Origin of the sequence: Pseudomonas sp. B21-031 (assembly GCF_024748985.1) — a bacterium.
GTDB lineage: Bacteria > Pseudomonadota > Gammaproteobacteria > Pseudomonadales > Pseudomonadaceae > Aquipseudomonas > Aquipseudomonas kermanshahensis.
Genome location: NZ_CP087181.1, coordinates 3,181,118 through 3,204,100 on the forward strand (window position 1 = coordinate 3,181,118; position 22,983 = coordinate 3,204,100).

At 61.1% G+C, this 22,983-nt stretch carries 25 protein-coding genes and 1 pseudogene; 19 read left to right on the plus strand and 7 right to left on the minus strand.

The genetic code is table 11. The annotated features are described in order from the left end of the window. Position 1: 1 nt before the first annotated feature. Together LOY53_RS13880 and LOY53_RS13885 are read right to left on the minus strand one after the other, a co-directional pair. Complete coding sequence (locus LOY53_RS13880) at positions 2-502, minus strand: methylated-DNA--[protein]-cysteine S-methyltransferase (protein WP_252824323.1); 501 nt, start codon at positions 500-502, stop codon at positions 2-4. A 75-nt stretch (positions 503-577) separates the two neighbouring features. Further along, entirely contained in the window at positions 578-1,378 is an 801-nt protein-coding gene (locus tag LOY53_RS13885) for a lipopolysaccharide biosynthesis protein (RefSeq protein ID WP_252824325.1), read from the minus strand. A gap of 353 nt (positions 1,379-1,731) precedes the next feature. Here LOY53_RS13885 and LOY53_RS13890 point away from each other — a divergent pair, with 353 nt between their 5' ends. Further along, the gene (locus LOY53_RS13890; RefSeq protein ID WP_252824327.1) at positions 1,732-1,938 is read left to right on the plus strand and encodes a hypothetical protein; all 207 of its coding nucleotides are present in this window, start codon (positions 1,732-1,734) and stop codon (positions 1,936-1,938) included. Between the two features lie 212 nt (positions 1,939-2,150). Here the strand turns inward: LOY53_RS13890 and LOY53_RS13895 are convergent, their stop codons facing one another. Then, a complete protein-coding gene (locus tag LOY53_RS13895; RefSeq protein ID WP_252824329.1) occupies positions 2,151-2,507 on the minus strand; it encodes a hypothetical protein in 357 nt (118 codons plus the stop codon). Positions 2,508-2,698: 191 nt separating this feature from the next. Between LOY53_RS13895 and LOY53_RS13900 the strand changes: the two genes are divergently transcribed. From LOY53_RS13900 to LOY53_RS13910, 3 genes are all read left to right on the plus strand, one after another. Then, positions 2,699-2,920, plus strand: a complete 222-nt coding sequence (locus tag LOY53_RS13900; protein ID WP_258702803.1) for a hypothetical protein — start codon at positions 2,699-2,701, stop codon at positions 2,918-2,920. Positions 2,921-2,998: 78 nt separating this feature from the next. Then, complete coding sequence (locus LOY53_RS13905) at positions 2,999-3,460, plus strand: GNAT family N-acetyltransferase (RefSeq protein ID WP_252824333.1); 462 nt, start codon at positions 2,999-3,001, stop codon at positions 3,458-3,460. Positions 3,461-3,510: 50 nt separating this feature from the next. Beyond that, the gene (locus tag LOY53_RS13910) at positions 3,511-3,720 is read left to right on the plus strand and encodes a hypothetical protein (RefSeq protein ID WP_027594847.1); all 210 of its coding nucleotides are present in this window, start codon (positions 3,511-3,513) and stop codon (positions 3,718-3,720) included. A gap of 34 nt (positions 3,721-3,754) precedes the next feature. On the opposite strand, the gene LOY53_RS13915 is transcribed toward LOY53_RS13910, so the two are convergent. Further along, positions 3,755-4,054, minus strand: coding sequence for a hypothetical protein (locus LOY53_RS13915; protein ID WP_258702804.1), 300 nt, complete (start codon positions 4,052-4,054; stop codon positions 3,755-3,757). A 212-nt stretch (positions 4,055-4,266) separates the two neighbouring features. On the opposite strand from LOY53_RS13915, the gene LOY53_RS13920 reads away from it, so the two are divergent. The 6 genes and pseudogenes from LOY53_RS13920 to LOY53_RS13940 all read left to right on the plus strand — a co-directional run bounded on the left by LOY53_RS13920 (position 4,267) and on the right by LOY53_RS13940 (position 9,034). Continuing rightward, on the plus strand, positions 4,267-4,611 hold the full coding sequence (locus LOY53_RS13920; RefSeq protein WP_258702805.1) for a hypothetical protein: 345 nt from the start codon (positions 4,267-4,269) through the stop codon (positions 4,609-4,611). A 95-nt stretch (positions 4,612-4,706) separates the two neighbouring features. Further along, on the plus strand, positions 4,707-5,042 hold the full coding sequence (locus LOY53_RS13925) for a hypothetical protein (protein WP_258702806.1): 336 nt from the start codon (positions 4,707-4,709) through the stop codon (positions 5,040-5,042). Positions 5,043-5,193: 151 nt separating this feature from the next. Next, positions 5,194-5,451 (plus strand): hypothetical protein, encoded by a 258-nt coding sequence (locus LOY53_RS13930; RefSeq protein WP_099453975.1) that lies wholly within the window; start codon positions 5,194-5,196, stop codon positions 5,449-5,451. A 270-nt stretch (positions 5,452-5,721) separates the two neighbouring features. Then, positions 5,722-6,071: pseudogene (locus LOY53_RS26700) on the plus strand (integrase). A 32-nt stretch (positions 6,072-6,103) separates the two neighbouring features. Beyond that, positions 6,104-7,690: an ABC-F family ATPase gene (locus LOY53_RS13935; RefSeq protein ID WP_027594842.1), complete on the plus strand. Its 1,587-nt coding sequence runs from the start codon at positions 6,104-6,106 to the stop codon at positions 7,688-7,690. Positions 7,691-7,840: 150 nt separating this feature from the next. After that, entirely contained in the window at positions 7,841-9,034 is a 1,194-nt protein-coding gene (locus LOY53_RS13940) for an MFS transporter (RefSeq protein WP_258702807.1), read from the plus strand. Here LOY53_RS13940 and LOY53_RS13945 read toward each other — a convergent pair. After that, positions 8,996-10,048, minus strand: a complete 1,053-nt coding sequence (locus tag LOY53_RS13945; protein ID WP_258702808.1) for a dienelactone hydrolase — start codon at positions 10,046-10,048, stop codon at positions 8,996-8,998. The genes LOY53_RS13940 and LOY53_RS13945 overlap by 39 nt on opposite strands. Before the next feature lie 198 nt (positions 10,049-10,246). Here LOY53_RS13945 and yghU point away from each other — a divergent pair, with 198 nt between their 5' ends. The 8 genes from yghU (at position 10,247) to LOY53_RS13985 (ending at position 19,951) form a co-directional block, all read left to right on the plus strand. Then, positions 10,247-11,086, plus strand: coding sequence for a glutathione-dependent disulfide-bond oxidoreductase (yghU, locus tag LOY53_RS13950; protein ID WP_258702809.1), 840 nt, complete (start codon positions 10,247-10,249; stop codon positions 11,084-11,086). A gap of 138 nt (positions 11,087-11,224) precedes the next feature. Further along, the gene (locus LOY53_RS13955) at positions 11,225-12,931 is read left to right on the plus strand and encodes an amidase (protein ID WP_252824388.1); all 1,707 of its coding nucleotides are present in this window, start codon (positions 11,225-11,227) and stop codon (positions 12,929-12,931) included. 74 nt (positions 12,932-13,005) lie between these two features. Continuing rightward, positions 13,006-13,698 (plus strand): transcriptional regulator, encoded by a 693-nt coding sequence (locus LOY53_RS13960; protein WP_027594837.1) that lies wholly within the window; start codon positions 13,006-13,008, stop codon positions 13,696-13,698. Positions 13,699-13,713: 15 nt separating this feature from the next. Further along, positions 13,714-14,631: a pyridoxal-phosphate dependent enzyme gene (locus LOY53_RS13965; RefSeq protein WP_252824390.1), complete on the plus strand. Its 918-nt coding sequence runs from the start codon at positions 13,714-13,716 to the stop codon at positions 14,629-14,631. Between the two features lie 281 nt (positions 14,632-14,912). Next, complete coding sequence (locus LOY53_RS13970) at positions 14,913-16,010, plus strand: carboxynorspermidine decarboxylase (protein WP_186676554.1); 1,098 nt, start codon at positions 14,913-14,915, stop codon at positions 16,008-16,010. Positions 16,011-16,041: 31 nt separating this feature from the next. Then, positions 16,042-17,286 (plus strand): saccharopine dehydrogenase family protein, encoded by a 1,245-nt coding sequence (locus tag LOY53_RS13975; RefSeq protein ID WP_027594833.1) that lies wholly within the window; start codon positions 16,042-16,044, stop codon positions 17,284-17,286. 146 nt (positions 17,287-17,432) lie between these two features. Next, positions 17,433-17,813, plus strand: a complete 381-nt coding sequence (locus tag LOY53_RS13980) for a RidA family protein (RefSeq protein ID WP_099429500.1) — start codon at positions 17,433-17,435, stop codon at positions 17,811-17,813. Between the two features lie 137 nt (positions 17,814-17,950). Next, positions 17,951-19,951 (plus strand): U32 family peptidase, encoded by a 2,001-nt coding sequence (locus LOY53_RS13985; RefSeq protein ID WP_252824392.1) that lies wholly within the window; start codon positions 17,951-17,953, stop codon positions 19,949-19,951. 335 nt (positions 19,952-20,286) lie between these two features. On the opposite strand, the gene LOY53_RS13990 is transcribed toward LOY53_RS13985, so the two are convergent. Continuing rightward, positions 20,287-21,609 (minus strand): sigma-54 dependent transcriptional regulator, encoded by a 1,323-nt coding sequence (locus tag LOY53_RS13990; RefSeq protein ID WP_027594830.1) that lies wholly within the window; start codon positions 21,607-21,609, stop codon positions 20,287-20,289. 342 nt (positions 21,610-21,951) lie between these two features. Here LOY53_RS13990 and LOY53_RS13995 point away from each other — a divergent pair, with 342 nt between their 5' ends. Further along, complete coding sequence (locus LOY53_RS13995) at positions 21,952-22,218, plus strand: hypothetical protein (RefSeq protein ID WP_013972506.1); 267 nt, start codon at positions 21,952-21,954, stop codon at positions 22,216-22,218. 128 nt (positions 22,219-22,346) lie between these two features. Here LOY53_RS13995 and LOY53_RS14000 read toward each other — a convergent pair whose 3' ends face one another. Next, the gene (locus LOY53_RS14000) at positions 22,347-22,961 is read right to left on the minus strand and encodes a VWA domain-containing protein (protein WP_252824394.1); all 615 of its coding nucleotides are present in this window, start codon (positions 22,959-22,961) and stop codon (positions 22,347-22,349) included. Between the last annotated feature and the right edge of the window lie 22 nt (positions 22,962-22,983).

Here is a 22,983-nt window from a genome sequence, read left to right on the forward strand (position 1 = left end):
CTCAAAGCGCCAATGCCAGGCTTTCTCGGCCTTCCAGCGCCAGCAGGTATTGCTTCGCCTGAAGCCCTCCGGCAAAGCCGGTAAGGCTGCCTGAAGCACCGATCACCCGATGGCACGGCGCAATGATGGAGATCGGGTTACGGCCATTGGCCGCGCCCACCGCACGGACCGCGCTGGGGTTGCCGATCTGCCGGGCAATGTCGCCGTAACTGCGGGTTTCACCGAAAGGGATGGTCAGCAATGCAGCCCACACCTCGCGCTGAAACGGCGTTCCGGCAAAATCCAACGCCAGGTCGAAGCGTCGCCGCGTGCCGGCAAAGTACTCGCCCAGCTGGCGGGCGGTGTTCAGCAGTACCGGGCACCGGTCATCACGGTGAAGCTCACCGAGCCGCACGCGGTTTTCCCGCTCCTCCTCCCAGAGCACGGCTGCCAGCCGTTCGCCACGGGCGACCAGCGTCAGCGTGCCAACGGGAGATTGCATCAAGGTGAAGGCGCTGGACATTGGGGACTCCTGCAGGGTGCGAGATGGTCAGCGCACTCTACGCAGGCGCCAGGCCGCACGCACCCGCTTTCTTGCTCAACCAATCCCGCAGCCGGCAATCCGCCTGGCTTCTGACAGGTTGACCTTAGGGATCAGTTCGGCCGGAATGCGCGATGCTGCCGACAGGTTGTAGACGTGAAAATGCTCATTGACCACTTGCCGCGCCATCAAGGTCAGTGAAGGCAGGATACGGCTGTCCCAATGCTGGTCCAGGCCGCACGGCGAGTGTTGCCCCTCTTCGGTCTCGTAAAAGCGCCCCACCGTCTGGTCAAGGTCGACCCCCACCAGCAACACCTCTTCGAAACCCAGGTGATAAGCCAGTTGCAGCGCCACGTAGGCGACTGTGCGGGCATCGAAAAAACCCTGCGACAGGTCTTTGCTGAAGGCGATCGATCGTGCCCGTTTGCTCCACAGTGCGCGGCTGCAGACGCAGCTGTCACCGTGCCCGCGCACACCGTCGAGCAGGCCGGGTGTGTGCGCCTTGTGCAAGGCATAGCATTCGCTGGCAGCTGGGATGTCAGCACCCTCGAATTGCTCTGGCCACAGCGCGAGCCGTTGGCTGTCACGCAGGGCGGTTGCAAACAGTTCAGGTTGCTGGAGGCCGAAGCTCTTGTCAGTGCACACGTAGAAAAACGGTTTCACGCCATGCTCTGCTGTCATAGCGACTGAGCCGTTCATGGCGATGATGGGCAGGTGGGCAAAATCAGCCAGCGGGAAATGCCTGGCGGAGGCGCCCGACGCCAGAATCACCACGGGGCCTTGCTGGGTATTGCGACACGCCTCAAAACTGGAGAACGCCCCGCGTTCAGCACTGGGCTGCGACGGAAGTGTGTTCATCGTTTGCCACTTTGGACTGGACAGTACAAAACACGATACCGTTCCTTGTACGCACAACGGACGCTTTTACATAAACCTTACACAAAGCGACTATTGGGTCTAAATCTGTCCAAATTTGAAAGTAATGACAGCGCCCTTCTCCACACAGGCGCGGTGTGTCTAAAGACCCGTCGTTCCGGTCATTGTTCACCCGCCTGCAGGTCTGGCAGGCGCTTTGCCCCCATTGCACCGACGAACGGGCGTGCGGGAACCGATGCTCGGTCCCGGGCTATTCGTCGCTTGCCCATGAGCCTGCTTGATGGTTACCAACTGCCCGACTAATACTTAGGTCTCTGCCTGGGGAGGCACGAAACATGCAACCAAGATTCGTTATCGTTCCGGCGGTACCCATCGAAATGGAGTCTTTCCGCGTCGGTAGCCGTTATTACGCAGCGACCGTATGCGGGGGGTTCGATATTTATGACAACCTGGCGAAGGAGCGGCTCAAACCCAGTTACCCGAACAGGACCGATGCAGAAGTGCAATGCCAGCGGATGAACACAAAACTCGAAGCACGCTGAGGGAAGTAGCCGAAGCAGGTGCGCTCAAATGACGTGTGAAGTACTTGCGGCCTCACCTCATGACCCTGCCCCGATTAATGCCAGTCAGTTACGGCCAAGGGGGCGGCTGCGATGGGCTGCACAGCATGCCCATTCACCGCCGATGACGCTTAACTGACTGGCAAGCCGGCGACCAACATGGGCGGTATGGGCGGCTCAGGTTACTGAGCTCATTACAGGCACTCTCTTGCTGCTTGGCGCAGTTTGTCGCCCGAAAGGAAGCTGCCTTTATAGAAGGTGGCGCGGCTGCCGTCGCGCGACTCAACCACCTCAAGTACATCGTCGGAGGCCACTGCGCTTGGCGCGGTCAAACGATAGCCGTGGGCAATGGATTTCTGGTTGGCAAGGGGCGCCAGTGCTTGCCACTTGGGCAGTACACAGGCGGCATATTGTGCTGGGGTTTTGGAGGTGAGCTTACTGGCTGTAGGGTTACCCGGTGTTGCGCAACCGGCAAGGCTGGCAGTCAACAAGGTGCAAACAAAGATACGAAATGTAGGCATTTGCAATTGACCAATAGGGATACGTGGCATTCTACCCAGCGTTGCAGCTTGCTTCCAATCAACCAAGGTCGAGGTGCGCTCTATTAATCATTGAGGATTTTATTGAAGTGTCAGTAAAGCTGGCCACCTGTTAATTCTGCTAGTAGCCAAACCCGTGAAGCAGGCAGAGAGTAGGCCGTGCAGATACACATCATCTTGCTGCACAACAGGGAGCGCTCCACATGCCATCCGACCGTACGCATTTTTTCTATCAGAATGGTCACCTGCACACACTGAAAACAGGTGACGAAAACTGCGCTTTCTTTCGGGGTGCAGCAAACGTCACGCATGCAGAGCTGCACTCTGCCAGTGCGCAAAGTGACTTGTTGGCAACGGACGATAAAGGCTCAGTATTACAGGTACAAGGTAATGAAGCCGGCAAGTCGGACACTGACCAGCCTTAGCATGAAAAGCTTCACTTGCGTGTCCACTTGAGGGTTGTGTCATGATGCGCTGACCAGGTACTACCGCGCAGGATGCCCATGCCTCAGTTTGATTGGCTCGCGAACCACATGAACCACTGCAACGCCTTCGCTCAGTGGATTCATCAGCAGTTCACGTATGAGTTCGACGGCATCGACCTTTCGCGATGGCAGCAGGAGTTCGCAGAAGGCCAGGGCAATGGCCAGTGGCAATGCCTGATTGCCCTGGAGCAAGGCCAGTTGTTGGGCGGCGCCGCCCTGGCAGCGCAAGACCTGCCCTCCCGCCCGGACCTTGGCCCTTGGCTTGCCTGCGTGTTCGTTGACCCAGCAGCCAGAGGGGCCGGTATCGCCGAGCACCTGATCGAAGGCCTATGTGCCCATGCGCGCACTGCCGGCCTCGAAACCTTGTACCTGCACACCCATGATAAACAGGCTTACTATGCCAAGCGTGGCTGGGCGGTCATTGAGCAGTTCGAGGCGTGGGGCAACCCGCAGTGGCTGATGTCACGCACGCTTCGCTAAACCGTCGCCCAGGGTTGTAGACACACACTTCAAGGAACGCACTCACGCTCATGGAACCGCTTCATACCATCAAAGCCGATCTCGTCAAAACAGCCGACCACCTCAATGAACTCAGCAAAGCCATGACCGGGCACGCTAAGTTCATGGAAGCTCGGGCCACCTCAGACAGTGAGATCGATGTACGCGCTCATATCAAGTCCATCGATGGGGTTGCCAGTGAGTTGAGGTCCGTCGCAGCAAAGATCAAGGATGAGACCTGAGCCACGCCCAACCCACTGCAACCTTCAGCGCTCGCTATTTAGCGCAGGCGAACTGCTCGGTCACGGGAATAGCATCGCTTGCTATCCGCCGCGCCCTGCCCACGCCCCACGCCAAGGCACGGGTCATCGATTCGCCTGGACGCGAATCGAATGCTTCTTCATGAATGGCCATGCCACTGGGGGCATAGACCCCGATGAACATCTGCGTATTGCTTGTTCGCGACAGTCGCACCTGGACATCGATGTAAGTACCGTCACTTAACGTTTCGTCGTGAGTCCGATGGTGAAGCGTTGGGTCTGCCCAGCCCCAGAAAACGTCGCCGCGAATCCGCATGTCGCCCCTCCTACGACTTTAGTTGTATACCTAAAGCCACCATAGCCAAAGGCAAACGGCGCGCAACTGTGCTCAGTCAAAATGTGAGCTGAATCGGACAACTGGCAATCACCTGTAAACAAAGCGTTATTCATTTGCACACGCAGGCCATCACGTCGCGCAAAGTCCAAGCACCCACAGTCGACGCCAGAGGTCGCTTGCACGGTGAATTTATGGCAATCTGCCGCGAAATCGAAAACGCAAAATCATGGAAACTAAATTTCAAGAGCACGCTAATGCCAGAAATTTCAGCAGATAACGCCAGCCTGATTCATAGCATTGCTACAACAACCGCCATCATTGCCGCCTTAGTCTCAGCCTGCGCGGTCATCTTGGCGCACCTGACGTCCGAGGTGCAAAGCAGCGAGTCCGACAGGTCCATGGCAGAGGCCAGCCAACTGATCGCCACAGCCAACCAGTCCGCCGCCCAGTCCCAGTTGAAAATCGAAGAGCTCCTGCAACAGAACGCGGCGTTGACGGCACAACTGGACGCCGCAAAAAAGAACGCCAGGCCATAGAACATCGCCTGCGGCCCAGAAAGCTGACAGCGCAGGCACAGGCGGCGTTCCAGGCATTGGCGGTAGCGCTCGCCAAAGACAAAGTAGCCCCAACCGTGTTGCTCAATATTGTCAGAAACGACGACGAAGCATTGGCGTTCTCCAAGCAGATCGCCGTTGCCCTGACCAAAGCGGGCGTACGGGTACAGATAAAGCAGTTGATGCTAACCAAAGAAGCCACAGGTGTTCAGGCAGTGCTGTATGACAGCCCGGGAAGCCAGCAAATCGAACGTGCGCTGAGGGCCGCTAATTTTGCTACCGACATCAGTCGATCGTCGCAAACACCGAAGATCAATATTGATGATGACGATAAGCCTGCTATCAGTGCGTTTATCAACGTATTTCCAAAGGAGATGTCGTTAACGGACACTGCAGCGCCGCACGCAGACTAAAATTAACGATCATGACTGGCCACCCATCCAGCATGGACGCAAAGCCAGTAACTAACACGCTCGGCTCCGTAGTAGCGTTGCGCATTCTACGAACTTCCAGGCCCGATAACCGCAAGGCCACGGGCCTGGGCGATTCAGACCAGGAGGTCAAATGCAGCGTGTTGAGGTGATAGACCAAGCGGCGATAGATTCGGCGCTGATTGCGTTTGCTCGCTACAAAATCGGAGAAACAAAGATCTTCGACCTAGAGCGTGCAATGAGCTTTGAAGTGGGTGAGGCTTTGTCCAAGAGCGGACTGGTGAGGTTCACCATTACACAGTCAGTGTCCGGTCGCTATCGCATCAGCGATGAAGGCGAAAACGCCATTACGGACGCTGGGCGGGCGCGCCTTAAGGTGATCCGAGGGTAAGCCCGCTTTTATTAGGCCGATCTGAATACTGACAGCGCTGCCTTCCACAGCAACACGTCGGACTATACGACTGCGCTGCAGTTATCTAGGGTTTGCCCTCGCGTATTTTTACGCGAGGGCAAACCCTTGCAGAATAGGCGGCCGTACCGCTTCTCAGGTAAACACGTTAAAAAAAGGCACCGGTGCTCTCCACCATCACCGGACAGCCTACTCGACGAGCGGGCCCTTAACGCCATCAAGCAAGCCCTGCAGTTGGCAACGCTCCAACGCATGGCGTGCAAGTCCGTGCCCCCTGCCAGCCCTTTCGTGGTCCAACCAAGCAAAGGTGGGCTGTGGAGCTGCGATCCAAGTGTTACAATCCGCCCATTCAAATCAGCGCTCAAGCGCTGGACATCCGTGATCGCCGTCAGTACGACACCCGCCACACCGACGCAACCCTGTGCCTGATGCCTGAGATGAACCCTGCGTTCATCGCGAATCAGCTCGGCCATAGCGTTGAGATGTTGCTCTCTACCTACGCGAAATGGATCAGCTCCTCCTCGGACTGGAGGGAGCTGGAGAAGCTGCCGCCCCGCGTCGAATTGGCCCAAAATTGGCCCAAAACTGACACGAGGGCCTAAATACACCTCTGGAACCCCCGCAGGACAAGCACTTGATTTCTACCGCCAACATCACCATGCAGTTCGGCTCCAAGCCGCTGTTTGAAAACGTTTCCGTCAAATTCAACAACGGCAACCGCTACGGCCTCATCGGCGCCAACGGTTGCGGCAAGTCGACCTTCATGAAAATCCTCGGCGGCGACCTGGAGCCGTCCGGTGGCCAGGTCATGCTCGAGCCGAACACCCGCCTCGGCAAGCTGCGCCAGGACCAATTCGCCTACGAGGAATTCACCGTGATCGATACGGTGATCATGGGCCACGGCCAGTTGTGGAAGGTCAAGGCTGAGCGCGATCGTATCTACTCGCTGCCAGAAATGACCGAGGAAGACGGCATGGCCGTCGCCGAGCTGGAAACCGAATTCGCCGAGATGGACGGCTACACCGCCGAATCGCGCGCCGGTGAACTGCTGCTGGGCCTGGGTATCCCGCTGGACCAGCACTTCGGCCCGATGAGCGAAGTGGCGCCGGGCTGGAAGCTGCGTGTGCTGCTGGCCCAGGCGTTGTTCTCGGACCCGGACGTGCTGCTGCTCGACGAACCGACCAACCACCTGGACATCAACACCATCCGCTGGCTGGAAACGATCCTCACGGCGCGTAACAGCACCATGATCATCATTTCCCACGACCGGCACTTCCTGAACAGCGTCTGCACTCACATGGCCGACCTGGACTACGGTGAGCTGCGCCTGTTCCCAGGCAACTACGACGAGTACATGACCGCCGCGACCCAGTCGCGCGAGCAATTGCTGTCGGACAACGCCAAGAAGAAAGCCCAGATCGCCGAGCTTCAGACCTTCGTCAGCCGCTTCTCGGCCAACGCCTCCAAGGCCAAGCAGGCCACCTCGCGCGCCAAGCAGATCGACAAGATCCAGCTTGCCGAGGTCAAGCCGTCGAGCCGGGTCAGCCCGTTCATCCGCTTCGAGCAGACCAAGAAGCTGCACCGTCAGGCCGTCGTGGTCGAGAAAATGGCCAAGGCCTTCGACGACAAGGTTCTGTTCAAGAACTTCGACATCACCGTCGAAGCCGGCGAGCGTGTTGCGATCATCGGCCCCAACGGTATCGGCAAGACCACCCTGCTGCGCACCCTGGTTGGCGAAATGACGCCGGATGCGGGCTCGGTGAAGTGGACCGACAGCGCCGAAGTGGGCTACTACGCCCAGGACCACGCCCACGACTTCGAGGACGACCTGAGCCTGTTCGACTGGATGGGCCAGTGGACCTCCGGTGAGCAGGTGATTCGCGGCACCCTCGGGCGCATGCTGTTCTCCAACGACGAGATCCTCAAGTCGGTGAAGGTGATTTCCGGTGGTGAGCAAGGCCGCATGCTGTTCGGCAAGCTGATCCTGCAAAAACCGAACGTGCTGGTGATGGACGAACCGACCAACCACCTGGACATGGAATCGATCGAAGCACTGAACCTGGCGCTGGAAAACTACCCAGGCACGCTGCTGTTCGTCAGCCATGACCGCGAGTTCGTGTCATCGCTGGCCACCCGCATCATCGAGCTGTCGCCGGACGGTGTCGTGGACTTCAGCGGCACCTATGACGACTACCTGCGTAGCCAGGGCGTCGTAGTGTGATGTAGTGCGCTCCGCCTGGTCGCGTTGAGTTGACCAGGCGGATCCCATGGATGGGTCATTCACCCGGAATAATTCGTTAGCCTGCTTTCATTTCCTTCGCGCAACGGCCATGATGAAACAACGCCCAACCGCCCGCCCGCGAAAGAGCCCATGACCGCGCAACAGCCCGCCCCCGCCAGCAATACCTTCAACGTCACCCTGCAGATCCTGTCGATCGTCTTCTACACGTTCATTGCCTTCCTCTGCATCGGCCTGCCGATTGCGGTGTTGCCCAGTTATGTGCATGACCAGTTGGGCTTCGGCGCGGTTGTCGCCGGGATAACAATTGGCCTGCAATACCTGGCCACCTTGTTGAGCCGCCCCTTTGCCGGGCGGGTGGCGGACACGCTGGGCGGCAAGCAAGCGATTCGTTTCGGCTTGCTCGGCATTGCCAGTTGCGGGGTGCTGACGCTGTTGTCGGCCTGGACCCTGAGCGTGCCGTTACTGAGCCTGGCGCTATTGCTGGGCGGGCGTCTGCTGCTGGGCATCGCCCAGGGACTGATCGGCGTAGCCACCTTGAGCTGGGGGATTAGCCAGGTTGGACCAGAGCACACCGCCCGGGTGATCTCGTGGAACGGTATCGCGTCTTACGGCGCCATCGCCATTGGTGCCCCGGTCGGCGTGCTGGCGGTGGATGGCCTGAACTTCAGCGTGCTGGGGCCAACCTTGCTGGTGCTTGCGCTGCTGGCCATGCTGGTGCTGCGCAAACGCCCGGACGTGGTGGTGGTACGGGGCGAACGGCTGCCCTTCTGGTCTGCCTTCGGCCGCGTTGCGCCCTGTGGCCTGGGGCTGACATTGGCGTCGATCGGCTATGGCACGCTGACCACGTTCGTCACCCTCTATTACCTGGAACGTGGCTGGGCCGGTGCAGCCTGGTGCCTGAGCGCCTTCGGCGTGTGCTTTATCATTTCGCGGCTGTTGTTCGTCAATGCGGTCAACCGGTTTGGCGGCTACAACGTGGCAGTGGTGTGCATGGCCACCGAGGTGATCGGCCTGGGGCTGCTGTGGCTGGCGCCCTCGCCGCCTTGGGCGTTGGCAGGTGCCGGGCTCACAGGGTTCGGCTTGTCGCTGGTGTACCCGGCACTGGGCGTAGAGGCCATCAAGCAGGTGCCTAGCAGCAGCCGCGGTGCTGGGTTGGGGGCTTACGCGGTGTTTTTCGACATGGCCTTGGCCATCGCCGGCCCGGTGATGGGCGCGGTGGCAGTGCACCTGGGCTATGCCTCTATCTTCTGCGTTGCCGCCCTGCTCGCCTTGGCAGGCGTTGGCTTAACGCTGCTTCTGGCGCGGCGCAGCCGACGCAGCTGAGCGCTCATCCGGTAGCGGTGCGCTGAGGGCCTGGCTGAAGAACGCTGCGGTGTCGCGTTGCAACGAGTGATGAATATGGCGGCGGTCAACGCCTTCGGCATCCTTGCACAGCGCCGGCATGCGAGCGTGTTGTTCTTCGTCGCAGCGCGCCATGAACACGAAATGCCCGGCGCCGGCCAGCAGACGGTAATCCGGTGTAACAGGCAGCTTGCGTGCTAACGCTTCGGCATTGCGGTCCACGGCCACCAGTTGGTCGCTGTCGCCACTGTAGATCAGCACCGGGATGTGCACACTTGCCAGCGCATGGCGACCAAACAGCAGGCTCAGCGGCGCCATCAGCATCGCCGCGCCCACCCGTGAATCAGCTTTGGGTGCCAGCTCGCTGCGGTCGGCAATCAGTACGCCATGGGTCTTGCAGGCGTCGCCATCGCTGGGACGCTCAAGGCAGTACTGGCGCAGGCGGTCCAGGTCGGGTTGCGCACCCGAGACAATCAGCGCCGTTTCGCCCCCGGCCGAATAGCCAATGACACCTACCTTGCCATCATTCAGGTAGGGCCCGAGCAGCGCGTCGTCACGGGCTGCCGTGATCGCGGCGCTGACTTGCAGCGGCCGGCCATACAGGTTGCTCAAGGTACCCAGGCGACTGTGATCGCGGGCGTTGTCCCCCGGGTGCACCACCGCCACGACCACAAAACCCTGCCGTGCCAGCGCGGTGGCCAGGTAATGCAAAGCCAGCGGGCTGCCGGTATTGCCGTGAGAGAGCACCAGTAAAGGGAACTGCCCCAAGGCCACCGGCGCCTCTTCGGCGACGTCGAGCGGATAGCCGTCGATGCGCAGGTTATGGGGCACGCCAGTCGCCGGGTAAAACGCCAGGGCCTGCATCGGGCGATCATCGACAGGGTCGGCCAGGGTCATGTGGTGCAGGCCGGCGACCCAAGGCGCGGCGTGGGCGTGGGCGTGGGCCAACAGGCCGCCGAGAAGGACCAGCGCCAACACGCTGCGAGGGATGTTCATCGCCAGCCGTTCCGTGCAGGGCCAAGAGATAGCGCCAGCATAGAGCCGCCGACGCCAAGGGCAGATGAAAACTGGATGAAACCCTGCATGCACGCAACGCCCGCGCCCAATGCAATTGCGCTTTTCCGAGAACCCATGGCATAGATGCAGGTCAACCGCTTTACCTGACCCTTTCGCGACCTTGAAGGAGCACCCTGCATGAGCAAGCACCCTTACGCCCCACCCAAGGTCTGGCGCAATGACGCAGCCTCCGGTGGCCAGTTCGCCAGCATCAACCGCCCGGTAGCCGGCCCGACCCATGACAAGGCACTGCCAGTGGGCAAGCACCCCTTGCAGTTGTATTCGCTGGCCACGCCCAATGGCGTGAAGGTCAACATAGCCCTTGAAGAGTTACTCGCCCTTGGCCACAGCGGCGCCGAATACGACGCCTGGTTGATCCGCATCGGCGAGGGTGACCAGTTTTCCAGCGGCTTCGTGCAGGTCAACCCCAACTCGAAGATCCCCGCCCTGCTCGACCGCAGTGTCGAGCCACCGGTACGGGTATTCGAGTCGGGCTCGATCCTGTTGTACCTGGCGGAAAAGTTCGGTGCGCTATTGCCCACGTCTGCCGCTGCACGTACCGAAAGCCTGAACTGGCTGTTTTGGCAGATGGGCGCGGCGCCTTATCTGGGCGGCGGCTTTGGCCACTTCTACGTGTACGCCCCGGAAAAGTTCGAATACGCCATCAACCGCTTCACCATGGAAGCCAAGCGCCAGTTGGATGTGCTCGACCGCCGCCTGGCCGAAACTCGATACCTTGGCGGCGATGAATACAGCATCGCCGATATCGCCGTGTGGCCTTGGTATGGCGAGCTGGTGCGCGGCAATCTTTATGGCGCAGCAACGTTTCTGGCGGTGCACGAATACACCCACGTGCAGCGTTGGGCCGAAGAGATCGCCCAACGGCCTGCCGTGCAACGTGGGTCACGGGTCAATCGCACCTGGGGCGATGAAGCCAGCCAAGTACCAGAACGGCACTCGGCGGCCGACTTGGATTGACCGTTCGGGGCCGCCTCGCGGCCCCGACAATGCCCGCCTGCATAAAACCATTTGCCCCTGCGCAAACCTGCGTCCGGCAATGCCTTCTTGTACACTCCTCGCACTAGCCCCCACCTGCAAAACTTTTTTGGTGAACGCATGATCGAGGTAACCGAGGTTTCCATTGCCGAGCTGCGCGACGCACTCGAGTCGGGCCGCACGACGGCGGTCGAACTGGTCAAGGCCTACCAGGCGCGCATTGACGCCTACGATGGAGCCGACACCGCTACCGCACTGAACGCCGTGGTGGTACGCAACCCAGACGCACTGAAGGAGGCTGAAGCTTCCGACGCCCGCCGCGCCAAGGGCCAGCCCCTGAGCCCGCTGGACGGCATCCCCTACACAGCCAAGGACAGCTACCTGGTCAAGGGCCTGACTGCAGCTTCCGGCAGCCCGGCCTTCAAAGACCTGGTCGCCCAGCGGGATGCCTTCACCATCGAGCGCCTACGCGCCGCCGGTGCCGTGTGCCTGGGCAAGACCAACATGCCGCCCATGGCCAACGGTGGCATGCAGCGTGGCGTCTATGGCCGCGCCGAAAGCCCGTATAACGCCGCCTACCTGACTGCGCCCTTCGCCTCTGGTTCGTCCAACGGTGCCGGCACCGCGACGGCCGCCAGCTTCAGTGCCTTTGGCCTGGCCGAGGAAACCTGGTCCAGTGGCCGTGGCCCTGCATCGAACAACGGCCTCTGCGCCTACACCCCTTCGCGCGGGGTGATCTCGGTCCGTGGCAACTGGCCGCTGACCCCGACCATGGACGTGGTGGTGCCTTATGCCCGTACCATGGCCGACCTGCTGGAAATCCTCGACGTGGTAGTTGCCGACGACGCCGACACGCGCGGTGACCTGTGGCGCTTGCAGCCCTGGGTAACTATCCCGGCCGCCTCTTCGGTGCGCCCGGCGTCGTACCTGGACCTGGCTGTGGATGCCAGCGCGCTCAAGGGCAAACGCTTTGGCGTGCCGCGCATGTACATCAATGCCGATCCAGAAGCTGGCACCTCCGAGAAACCGGGTATCGGCGGCCCAACCGGCCAGCGCATCAACACCCGCGACAGCGTCATCGACCTATGGCAACAAGCGCGCCAGGCGTTGGAAGCGGCAGGTGCCGAAGTGCTCGAAGTGGACTTCCCGCTGGTGTCCAACTGCGAAGGCGACCGCCCTGGTGCCCCGACCGTGTACAACCGCGGCATCGTCAGCAAGGCATTCCTCCATGACGAACTGTGGGAGCTGTCGGGCTGGGCCTTTGACGACTTCCTGCGGGCCAACGACGACCCCAAGCTCAACCGCCTGGCCGATGTCGATGGGCCGAAGATCTTCCCGCACGATCCCGGCACCCTGCCCAACCGTGAGGACGACCTGGCCGCAGGCATGGACGAATACGTCAACATGGCCAAGCGCGGCCTGAAGACCTGGGACCAGATCGAGACGCTGCCCGACGGGCTGCGCGGCCTGGAGAAAACCCGCAAGCTGGACCTGGAAGACTGGATGGACACCCTGGGCCTGGACGCGGTGCTGTTCCCGACCGTGGCCGACGTAGGGCCAGCGGATGCTGACGTCAACCCGGCTTCAGCCGACATTGCCTGGAGCAACGGCATTTGGGTGGCCAACGGCAACCTTGCGATCCGCCACCTGGGCGTACCGACCGTCACCGTGCCCATGGGCCTGATGGCTGACATCGGCATGCCGGTGGGGCTGACCTTCGCCGGCCGCGCCTATACCGACAACCACCTGTTGAGCTTCGCAGCGGCCTTCGAGGCGACCGGCTCGCGCCGCATGATTCCGCCGCGCACGCCAGCACTGGGCAAGTAAACCCGCCCCCTCACATCGCCATTTTCAACGTATTGTGTAAAAATGCACAAACCGTTGAATTTGGCGATGCATTCATGCCGCTCTCTCCCCCTGAAGAACGTCAGCTCACCCTCACCGTTCTCAAGGCCGCTATCCAGGCTTTGGGCAGCGTTGCCGCGCGCAACATGGAAATCCTCCTGCACGACCTCGACCACCCGGAACACTCCGTGGTGGCGATCGTCAACGGCCACCTCTCCGGCCGTGTCGTCGGCAGCCCAATCCTCGCCGCGCCCGAACAGGACCTAGGCTTCAAGGCCTTGATGCGGGCCACCGTAGAACAGCGCGGCTGTGCGCCTGTGGTCTTGCCGGATTACCCGACCACGCTCAAGGGCCGCACCCTGCGCAGCGCCACGGCCATTTTCCGCGACAGCACTGGCCACCCGTTCGCCAGCCTGTGCATCAATACCGACGTTACGGGGCTGGACGCTGCGATGAATTTTCTGCAGCAGTTGCAGCCCCTGAGCGACTCGCCAGCGGTCAGCGAACCCGCCGACATGGCGCTGTTGATGAGCGAAATCATCCAGGGCGCGCTGCAACGCAGCGGCCAAGGCCGGATGACCAAGCAGGCCAAGGTCGACGCGGTGCGGGTGATGCAGGAGCGCGGCTTGTTCATCGTCAAGGGCGGCGTGGAAAAGGCCGCCAGCGCCCTCGGGGTTACCCGCTACACCGTTTACAACTACCTCGAGCAGTTGCGTGGCGAACAGCCGGCAGCGGCTCGTGAAGACTGACGCTTGGAGCTAACGATGACTTTGCATATACAGACGCCGCTGATCGAATCCCGCCCGCTTTCGCTGGCGTCAGGCTGTACCGTTTGGCTCAAGCTCGAGGCAGTGCAGCCTTGTGGTTCGTTCAAGCTGCGTGGCGTGGGCCATGCCTGCGAAGTCCACCATGCCAGGGGCGCGCGCCATTTTGTGTCGTCGTCCGGGGGTAACGCCGGGCTGGCGGTGGCGTATGCCGGCCGCAAACTGGGGGTGCCGGTGACCGTGGTGGTACCCGAGACCACCACCGAGCGCGCCAAGCAACTGCTGCGCCTTGAAGGCGCCAAGGTGGTGGTGCATGGCAGCTCCTGGCAGGAGGCCAACGAGCTGGCCCAGACCCTGCTCGGCAGCGGCGATGCGTTCATTCACCCCTTCGACGACCCACTGCTGTGGGCCGGACATGCCAGCCTGATCGACGAAGTTGCCGCCAGCGGGCTCAAACCTGATGCGGTGGTGCTGTCGGTCGGCGGTGGCGGATTGCTCAGTGGCGTAGTCGAAGGGCTGAAACGCAATGGCTGGGATGATGTACCCGTGCTGGCGGTGGAAACCACCGGTGCCGCCTCGCTGAACGCAGCGGTGCAAGCAGGCCACCCGGTTGAACTGGAGCGCCTCGCCTCGGTGGCCACCTCCCTAGGTGCGAAGCGCGTTGCTGATCAGGCATTGGAATGCGCGCGTAACCATCCGCTACAGAGCCATCTGGTCAGCGACCGTGCCGCGCTGGAAGCCTGCGAGCGCTTCTTGCTCGATCATCGGGTATTGGTGGAGCCCGCGTGTGGGGCTGCATTGGCGGTAGCTTACGAAGCCGAGAAATTGGCCGAGTACAACAATGTGCTGATAGTGGTTTGCGGGGGCGCCACGGCGACACTGGCGCAGATTCAGGATTGGTTGAAGCAGGTCGATTGAGGTTGCCTGTTCCGGCCCTTTCGCGGGCAAGCCCGCTCCCACCGGTACCTACTGTTTTTAAGGTTAGCGTGTAGGTGCGGGCTTGCCCGCGAAGGGGCCTGTGGTGGATAGAAAAACCCCCGTGAGATCAGGATAGTCACACAGGCCTGTTCTAATGAGCCTCACGCACCTGGGAAAATTCCAGCGAGCCTGACGAAAAGCGCATCTCGCCCTTTCGATCTGTAGCGAGTGAAGGCACAATGCGTGTCCTTTTTTTGGCCGGCCTTGCCGGGGGCCTTTAAATGATCAAGACGCCGTACTACCTCATCGATAAAACCAAGCTGCTGGGCAACATGGAGAAGATCGCGTATGTGCGCGAGAAGTCCGGTGCCAAGGCGCTGCTCGCCCTCAAATGTTTCGCGACCTGGTCGGTGTTCGACCTGATGCAGCAATACATGGACGGCACCACCTCTTCGTCGCTGTTCGAGCTCAAGCTCGGCCGCCAGAAATTCGCAGGCGAAACCCACGCCTACAGCGTTGCCTGGGCCGACGACGAAGTCGAGGAAATGCTCGAGAACTGCGACAAGATCATCTTCAACTCGATCGGCCAGCTGCAACGCTTCGCCGAACAGTCCGAAGGCAAGGTCCGCGGCCTGCGCGTCAACCCGCAAGTCAGCAGCTCCGACTACCTGCTCGCCGACCCGGCACGCCCGTTCAGCCGCCTCGGTGAGTGGGACCCAGAGAAGATCGAGAAGGTCATCGAGCAGATCTCCGGCTTCATGTTCCACAACAACTGTGAAAACGGTGACTTCAGCCTGTTCGACAAGATGCTTACGCACATCGAAGAGCGCTTCGGCCACCTGCTGCACAAGGTCGAGTGGGTCAGCCTCGGTGGCGGCATCCACTTCACCGGTGAAGACTATGCAGTCGATGCGTTTTGCGCGCGTCTGAAAGCCTTCTCGCAAACCTACGGTGTGCAGGTCTACCTGGAGCCGGGCGAAGCTGCCATCACCAACAGCGCCTCGCTGGAAGTGACCGTGCTCGACACCCTGTACAACGGCAAGCACCTGGCCGTGGTCGACAGCTCGATCGAAGCGCACCTGCTCGACCTGCTGATCTACCGCCTCAACGCCAAGATGGCCCCCAACGATGGCGAGCACACCTACATGGTCTGCGGTAAGTCGTGCCTGGCCGGTGACATCTTCGGCGAGTACCAATTCGATCGTCCGCTGGCCATTGGCGACCGCCTGTCGTTCATCGACACGGCCGGCTACACCATGGTCAAGAAAAACTGGTTCAACGGTCTGAAAATGCCATCCATCGTGGTCAAGCAACTCGACGGTAGTGTCGAGGTGGTGCGCGAGTTCGGTTTCGAAGACTACGTTTCCAGCCTGTCGTAAGACCGGCTTTCAGTAAGGAGCAAGGGATAAATTGAAGAAGAACGTTCTTATCATTGGTGCAGGAGGTGTCGCCAAGGTGGTGGCCCACAAGTGCGCGCAGCATAACGACGAACTCGGTCGTATTGCCATTGCGTCGCGGAACATCTCCAAATGCCAGGCCATCATCGACAGCGTCAAGGCCAAGGGTAGCCTCAAGGTACCCGCCGACATCCAGGCCTTCTCGCTCAACGCCCTCGATGTCGAGGCGACCAAAGCACTGATCCGCGAGACCGAATCGCAGATCGTGATCAACGTGGGCTCTGCCTTCCTCAACATGTCGGTGCTGCGTGCCTGCATCGATACCGGTGTCGCCTACCTGGACACCGCGATTCACGAAGAACCGGGCAAAATCTGCGAGACGCCGCCCTGGTACGGCAACTACGAGTGGAAACACCTCGAAGAGTGCCAAGAAAAGAACATTACCGCCATTCTCGGCGTCGGTTTCGACCCGGGTGTGGTGAACAGCTACGCAAAACTTGCGCAGCAGCAATACTTCGACAGCATTGATTCGATCGACATCCTCGACGTCAATGCCGGTTCGCATGGCAAGTACTTCGCCACCAACTTCGACCCGGAAATCAACTTCCGCGAGTTCACCGGGCAAGTATGGAGCTGGCAGAACAGCCAGTGGACCAGCAACACCATGTTCGAGGTCAAGCGTACCGACGACCTGCCCGTAGTAGGCTCGCAAAACCTGTACCTGACCGGCCACGATGAAGTTCACTCGATTTCGAAGAACCTCAACGTGCCGAACGTGCGCTTCTGGATGAGCTTCGGCGAGCACTACATCAATGTGTTCACCGTGCTGAAAAACCTCGGCCTGCTCTCCGAGCAACCGGTCAAGACCGCCGAAGGCCTGGAAGTGGTGCCATTGAAAGTGGTCAAGGCCGTACTGCCAGACCCAGCCTCCCTGGCCCCGGGCTACACCGGCAAGACCTGCATCGGTGACCTGGTCAAGGGCACCAAGGACGGCCAGCCGCGCGAAGTGTTCATCTACAACGTGGCGGATCACGAAGAAGCCTTCGCCGAGACCGACAGCCAAGGTATTTCCTACACCGCCGGTGTACCGCCAGTGGCTGCCGCCCTGCTGGTCGCCCGTGGCGAGTGGGATGCCAAGCGCATGGTCAACGTCGAAGAACTGCCAGCCGAGCCGTTCCTCAAGGCGCTGGACGTGATGGGCCTGCCAACCCGCGTCAAAGATGAGAAAGGCGATCGTCCTTGGGACGCTGAAGCCTAAGCAACATAAAACAGGGCGCCTATCAGGCGCCCTGTTTTTTTTGGGGATGTGCCAGCGGTACCTGCGGCAGCGCCCGAACGACTCGACCCCTGCCGCCTGCTCGCGTACGCTTGCCGCTTTCCTTCCGTAGCAAGGCAAACGCGCCCATGGCAAACACAGACATCATCTACACCCCCGATCCGGACGCCGATTCCATCTCGTCCGACGTCGCCGAATACAACGGTGTGCTGGTCTCCACTCAGATCCCCACTCGCGCCGATGGCAGCCTCGAGCTGGGCGACATCGTTGCGCAGAGCGAATGCACCCTACAGGCGCTGAAAGTAGCCCTGGAAAAAGCCGGCAGCGGCATGGACCGCGTGCTGCACCTGACCATCTACCTCACCGACATGGCTGAACGTGCAGCGTTCAACGAGGTGTACCAGCGCTTCTTCAGCAAGCCATGGCCCGTGCGCGCCGCCGTTGGCGTGGCCTCGCTGGCGGTCGAAGGCATGCGCGTGGAAGTTACCGCGATGGCTGCGAAACGCTGATTCCCCGCTCGATCACTGGAGCGGCCTTGCCGCTCCTACTCCAGGTCGCGCCGCCTCTGGGCAGCGTAGGGATGCCACCAGCCCGTTTCACCGCTACAATGCCCGCCTAAACCGTGACCGCCCGAAACTATAACGACATGTCCCTTCCAAAGAATCACCTGGAACTGCTCAGCCCTGCCCGTGACGTGGCCATCGCTCGCGAAGCGATCCTGCACGGCGCTGATGCCATCTATATCGGCGGCCCGAGCTTCGGCGCGCGCCATAACGCCTGCAACGAAGTCAGCGAAATCGCCGAACTCGTCGAGTTCGCCCGTCGCTACCATGCACGCGTGTTCACCACCATCAACACCATTCTCCACGACAACGAGCTGGAGCCGGCGCGCAAGCTGATCCATCAGCTCTACGACGCGGGCGTCGACGCCTTGATCGTGCAGGACCTGGGGGTGATGGAACTGGACATCCCACCGATTGAGCTGCACGCCAGCACCCAGACCGACATCCGTACCCTGGAGCGCGCTAAGTTCCTCGATCAGGCGGGCTTCTCGCAGCTGGTACTGGCCCGTGAGCTGAACCTGCAGCAGATCCGCGCCATTGCCGCCGAAACCGACGCCGCCATCGAGTTCTTCATCCACGGTGCGCTGTGCGTGGCCTTCTCCGGCCAGTGCAACATCTCCCACGCCCAGACCGGGCGCAGCGCCAACCGTGGCGACTGCTCGCAAGCCTGCCGCCTGCCCTACACCCTGAAAGATGACCAGGGCCGCGTGGTGGCCTTCGAGAAGCACCTGTTGTCGATGAAGGACAACAACCAGACCGCCAACCTGCGCGACCTGGTCGACGCTGGCGTGCGCTCGTTCAAGATCGAGGGCCGCTACAAGGACATGGGCTATGTGAAGAACATCACTGCCCACTACCGCAAAGAGCTCGACGCCATCCTCGAAGACCGCCCGGCCTTGGCCCGCGCGTCGAGCGGCCGCACTGAGCACTTCTTCGTCCCCGACCCGGACAAGACCTTCCACCGCGGCAGCACCGACTACTTCGTCAGCGACCGCAAGATCGACATCGGCGCGTTCGACTCGCCAACGTTCACCGGCTTGCTGGTGGGCGTGGTGGAAAAGGTCAACAAACGCGACATGCTGGTCACCACTGACGTGCCGCTGACCAACGGCGACGGCCTGAACGTGCTGGTCAAGCGCGAGGTGGTGGGGTTCCGCGCCAACATCGCCGAACCACGGGGCGAGTTCGAGGAAGACGGCCAGAAGCGCTATCGCTACCGCGTCGAACCCAACGAAATGCCTGACGGCCTGTACAAACTGCGGCCAAATCACCCGCTGTCACGCAACCTCGACCACAACTGGCAACAGGCCTTGCAGCGCACGTCGGCCGAACGCCGAGTGGGTGTGGAATGGCACGCGGTGCTGCGCGAGCAGCGGCTGATGCTCACCGTCAGCAGCGAGGAAGGCGTCAGCGTGCAAGTGGCCCTGGACGGCCCATTTGGCGCGGCCAACAAGCCGCAACAGGCGCTGGACCAACTGCACGACCTGCTGGGCCAACTGGGTACCACCCAGTACCACGCCAACGCCATCGAACTGGATGCCCCGCAGGCGTATTTCATCCCTAACTCGCAGCTCAAGGCCCTGCGCCGTGAAGCCATCGAGGCGCTGACCGCTGCTCGGGTCAAGGCGCATCCGCGCGGCGGCCGTAAAGCTGAAACCACGCCACCTCCGGTGTACCCGGAGTCGCACCTGTCGTTCCTGGCCAACGTTTACAACCAGAAGGCGCGCGATTTCTACCACCGTCACGGCGTGCAGCTGATCGACGCGGCCTACGAGGCCCATGAAGAGCACGGCGAAGTGCCGGTGATGATCACCAAGCACTGCCTGCGCTTCTCGTTCAACCTGTGCCCCAAGCAGGCCAAGGGCGTGACCGGCGTGCGCACCAAGGTGGCGCCGATGCAGCTGATTCAGGGCGACGAAGTGCTGACCCTGAAATTCGACTGCAAACCGTGTGAAATGCATGTGGTCGGCAAGATGAAAAGCCACATCATCGACCTGCCGACCCCCGGCAGCGCGGTGGCCCAAGTAGTTGGCCATATCAGCCCGGAAGACTTGCTCAAGACCATCCCGCGCGCACCGCATTGATCGCCCCCTTGTAGGAGCAGCCTTGTGCTGCGAAGAGGCCGGCGGCAGCATCCAAGATCTTAGTGCTGCCACCGCCCTCCTTGTAGGAGCAGCCTTGTGCTGCGAAGAGGCCGGCGGCAGCATCCGAGATCTTAAGTGCTGCCACCGCCCTCCCTTGTAGGAGCAGCCTTGTGCTGCGAAGAGGCCGGCGGCAGCATCCGAGATCTTAAGTGCTGCCACCGCCCTCCCTTGTAGGAGCAGCCTTGTGCTGCGAAGAGGCCGGCGGCAGCATCCGAGATCTTAAGTGCTGCCACCGCCCTCTTCGCAGCACAAGGCTGCTCCTACACAGGCAGGCGTCAACGAATCTGGTGCTTGTGCAGCAGCCGATAGAATGTCGGCCGCGAGATCCCGAGTACTTTCGCAGCAATGCTCAAGTTGTCGCTGTGCCGGTTAAGCACATCACACAAAGCCTGGCGCTCTGCCCGGTGCTTGTACTCCTCCAGCGTACCCAGCGGCTGCTGCTCTTGCTCGATCTGCAAGCCCAGGTCCTGCGCCTCGATCTGCCGCCCCTCGGCCAACACCAGCCCGCGCCGCACTCGGTTGGCGAGCTCACGCACATTGCCCGGCCAGTCATGCCGGCCCATGGCCGCCAACGCATGGTCACTGAACGAGCGCGGCCTGCGACCGGTCTCCAGGCTGTAGAAATGGGCAAAATGGCTGGCCAGCATCGACAGGTCACCATGCCTGTCTCGCAGGGGCGCCGTCACCACCTGCAACACATTCAGCCGGTAATACAGGTCCTCGCGGAAACGCCCCTGTTCGATGGCTTTTTCAAGGTCCACGTGGGTCGCCGCCAACACCCGCACATCCACGGGGATAGGCTGGCTGCCGCCGACCCGTTCAATGTGTTTTTCCTGCAGAAAGCGCAGCAGGTTGGCTTGCAGCTCCAACGGCAAGTCACCCACCTCGTCCAGGAACAAGGTACCGCCATGGGCCGCCTCTATTCGCCCGGCCTTACGCTGATGCGCACCGGTAAAGGCCCCCTTCTCGTGCCCAAATAGCTCGGACTGGATCAGGTGCTCGGGTATCGCCCCACAGTTGATCGCGATGAACGGCTGATCGTGCCGCTGCGACTGCCGATGCAGGGTACGCGCCACCAGCTCCTTGCCTGTGCCACTCTCGCCGCGGATCAGTACCGGCGACTCGGTGGGCGCCAGTTTTCCCAACAGCTTGCGCAACTCGCGGATCGGCCGGCTTTCACCCAGCAACTCGTGAACCGAGTCGTCGACCCGCACCGCACCCTTGCCACGCAGCCGCGCCATGCCGAAGGCACGCCCGAGGGTAACCTGAACGCGGGAAACGTCGAACGGCAAGGTATGGAAGTCGAAAAACCACTCGCAGACGAAATCACCGACGTTCTGCATGCGCAATTGCTCGGCGCTGAGCACGGCGATCCACTCGGTATTGCTGCGCTTGATCATGTCCTTGACCGCGTCGGGATGGCGCAGGTGCGATGCCTGCAGCCGCAGCAGGCCAACATCGCAGGCGTGGTCCAGGGCAGCGCCGAGCATACAACTGTCCACATCCCAGCCGGCACTGCGCAGGCCTGGCAATAAACGGTGGCAGTCGTCGCAGGGGTCGACGATGAGCAAACGGCGTTGGGAAGCGGGTTGCTGCATGACCGTTCCTTGGCGCCAGAGTTTGGTTTTGTGAAGTAAAACAGCAAGTTGTGGCGCCCAATTAACAGTAGCAACGAACTTGACGGTGCCCAGTACCGTCTGTCTGCCGAATCATTTTTTTACAAACCCTGACGGGAATTTTCGCACTTTATCGACATCCCATGGCGGCGCAGGCAAGAACGGATTCAAACCTGACACAAATTTTTACACCCAATGTGTGACTTGCCCCCGGACAACGAGCATCAGTACACATAACCCCGCGCTGCATATCGCGATGATTGAGGCGAATTTAACGCAACGCGGACTTCACTTCGATGTTTGGGACCATAGAGAGACCGAACCATGAATGCCCCGCTCCGTGTCAACGAAGCACTGCTGATTGCCGACCACGCCTTCGAACCTTTCCAGTGCGTAGCCTGGGATGCGCCCAATGGTACTGGTGAATTGAGCCTGGCAGTGATCGACCGGACCAGCACCCGCATCGGCAGCAAGCAAGTGTCCTCGCGCATTTATTCCGACCCTGCGCAATGGGCCAGCCTGATCGAGGAAGTGCGCGCCGAGCTGTGCGAAAAAGGTTATGACCTGCAACCTTGGTCGATGCCGAAGTAATTGCGATTGCCCCTCCAAGTGCGTGCCCTGCCACGCACTTGTGCAACTTCCAGTTGCTGGCGCTGCAACTTTTCTTATTGCGACACCTTATTGCGACATTGTGTCGCACTATCACGCCGCATTGTTAATCAGTCCACGACCTTGAAATGTTCCAGGTGCTGATAATCGGCCTGCAATTGCTCAGCCAAGTGTTGCGCGCGGCCCAGACGAACGGGCGCCAGCTCCATGTCGACCAGTAGCGTGGCACAGCCCATCGGCTGCACGTTATCCGAGTGCTGCAGGCGACCGTCGGTAAACACCAGGCAGCGCACAGCTTCATGAGGGTGGGCCTGCTGCCGCGCCTGCAGCCACTGCCGCGCTTGCTCCAGCGCAGCGATCAACGGCGTACCGCCCCCTGCCCCCAGTGCTTGCAACCAGGGCTGCAAGGCCGCCGAGGCCTTCAAGCCGTGTCGCTGCCACTGCGGCGTTTGCCCGCTCGCCGTCAGCAGGGCCAACCGCGCCCGCTGACGGTATGCCTGGTCGAATAACGCCGCCAGCAAACCTTTGGTCTGTGCCAGCGCCTGGTGCCGGCGGGTTGAGGCCGAGGCGTCGACGATCACCAGCCACAGTTCGCCAGGCTGAGCCTTGCGCTGTTGCCAGCAGAGGTCTTCACGCAGCCGTGGCCGCCCCTTGAGCAAAGTCGGCAGCCAGGCTACTCGGCCCAACGTGGTGCTGTGTACACGGCCACGGCTGGCACCTTTCAACTGCCCTGCACGTGGCCTCGCA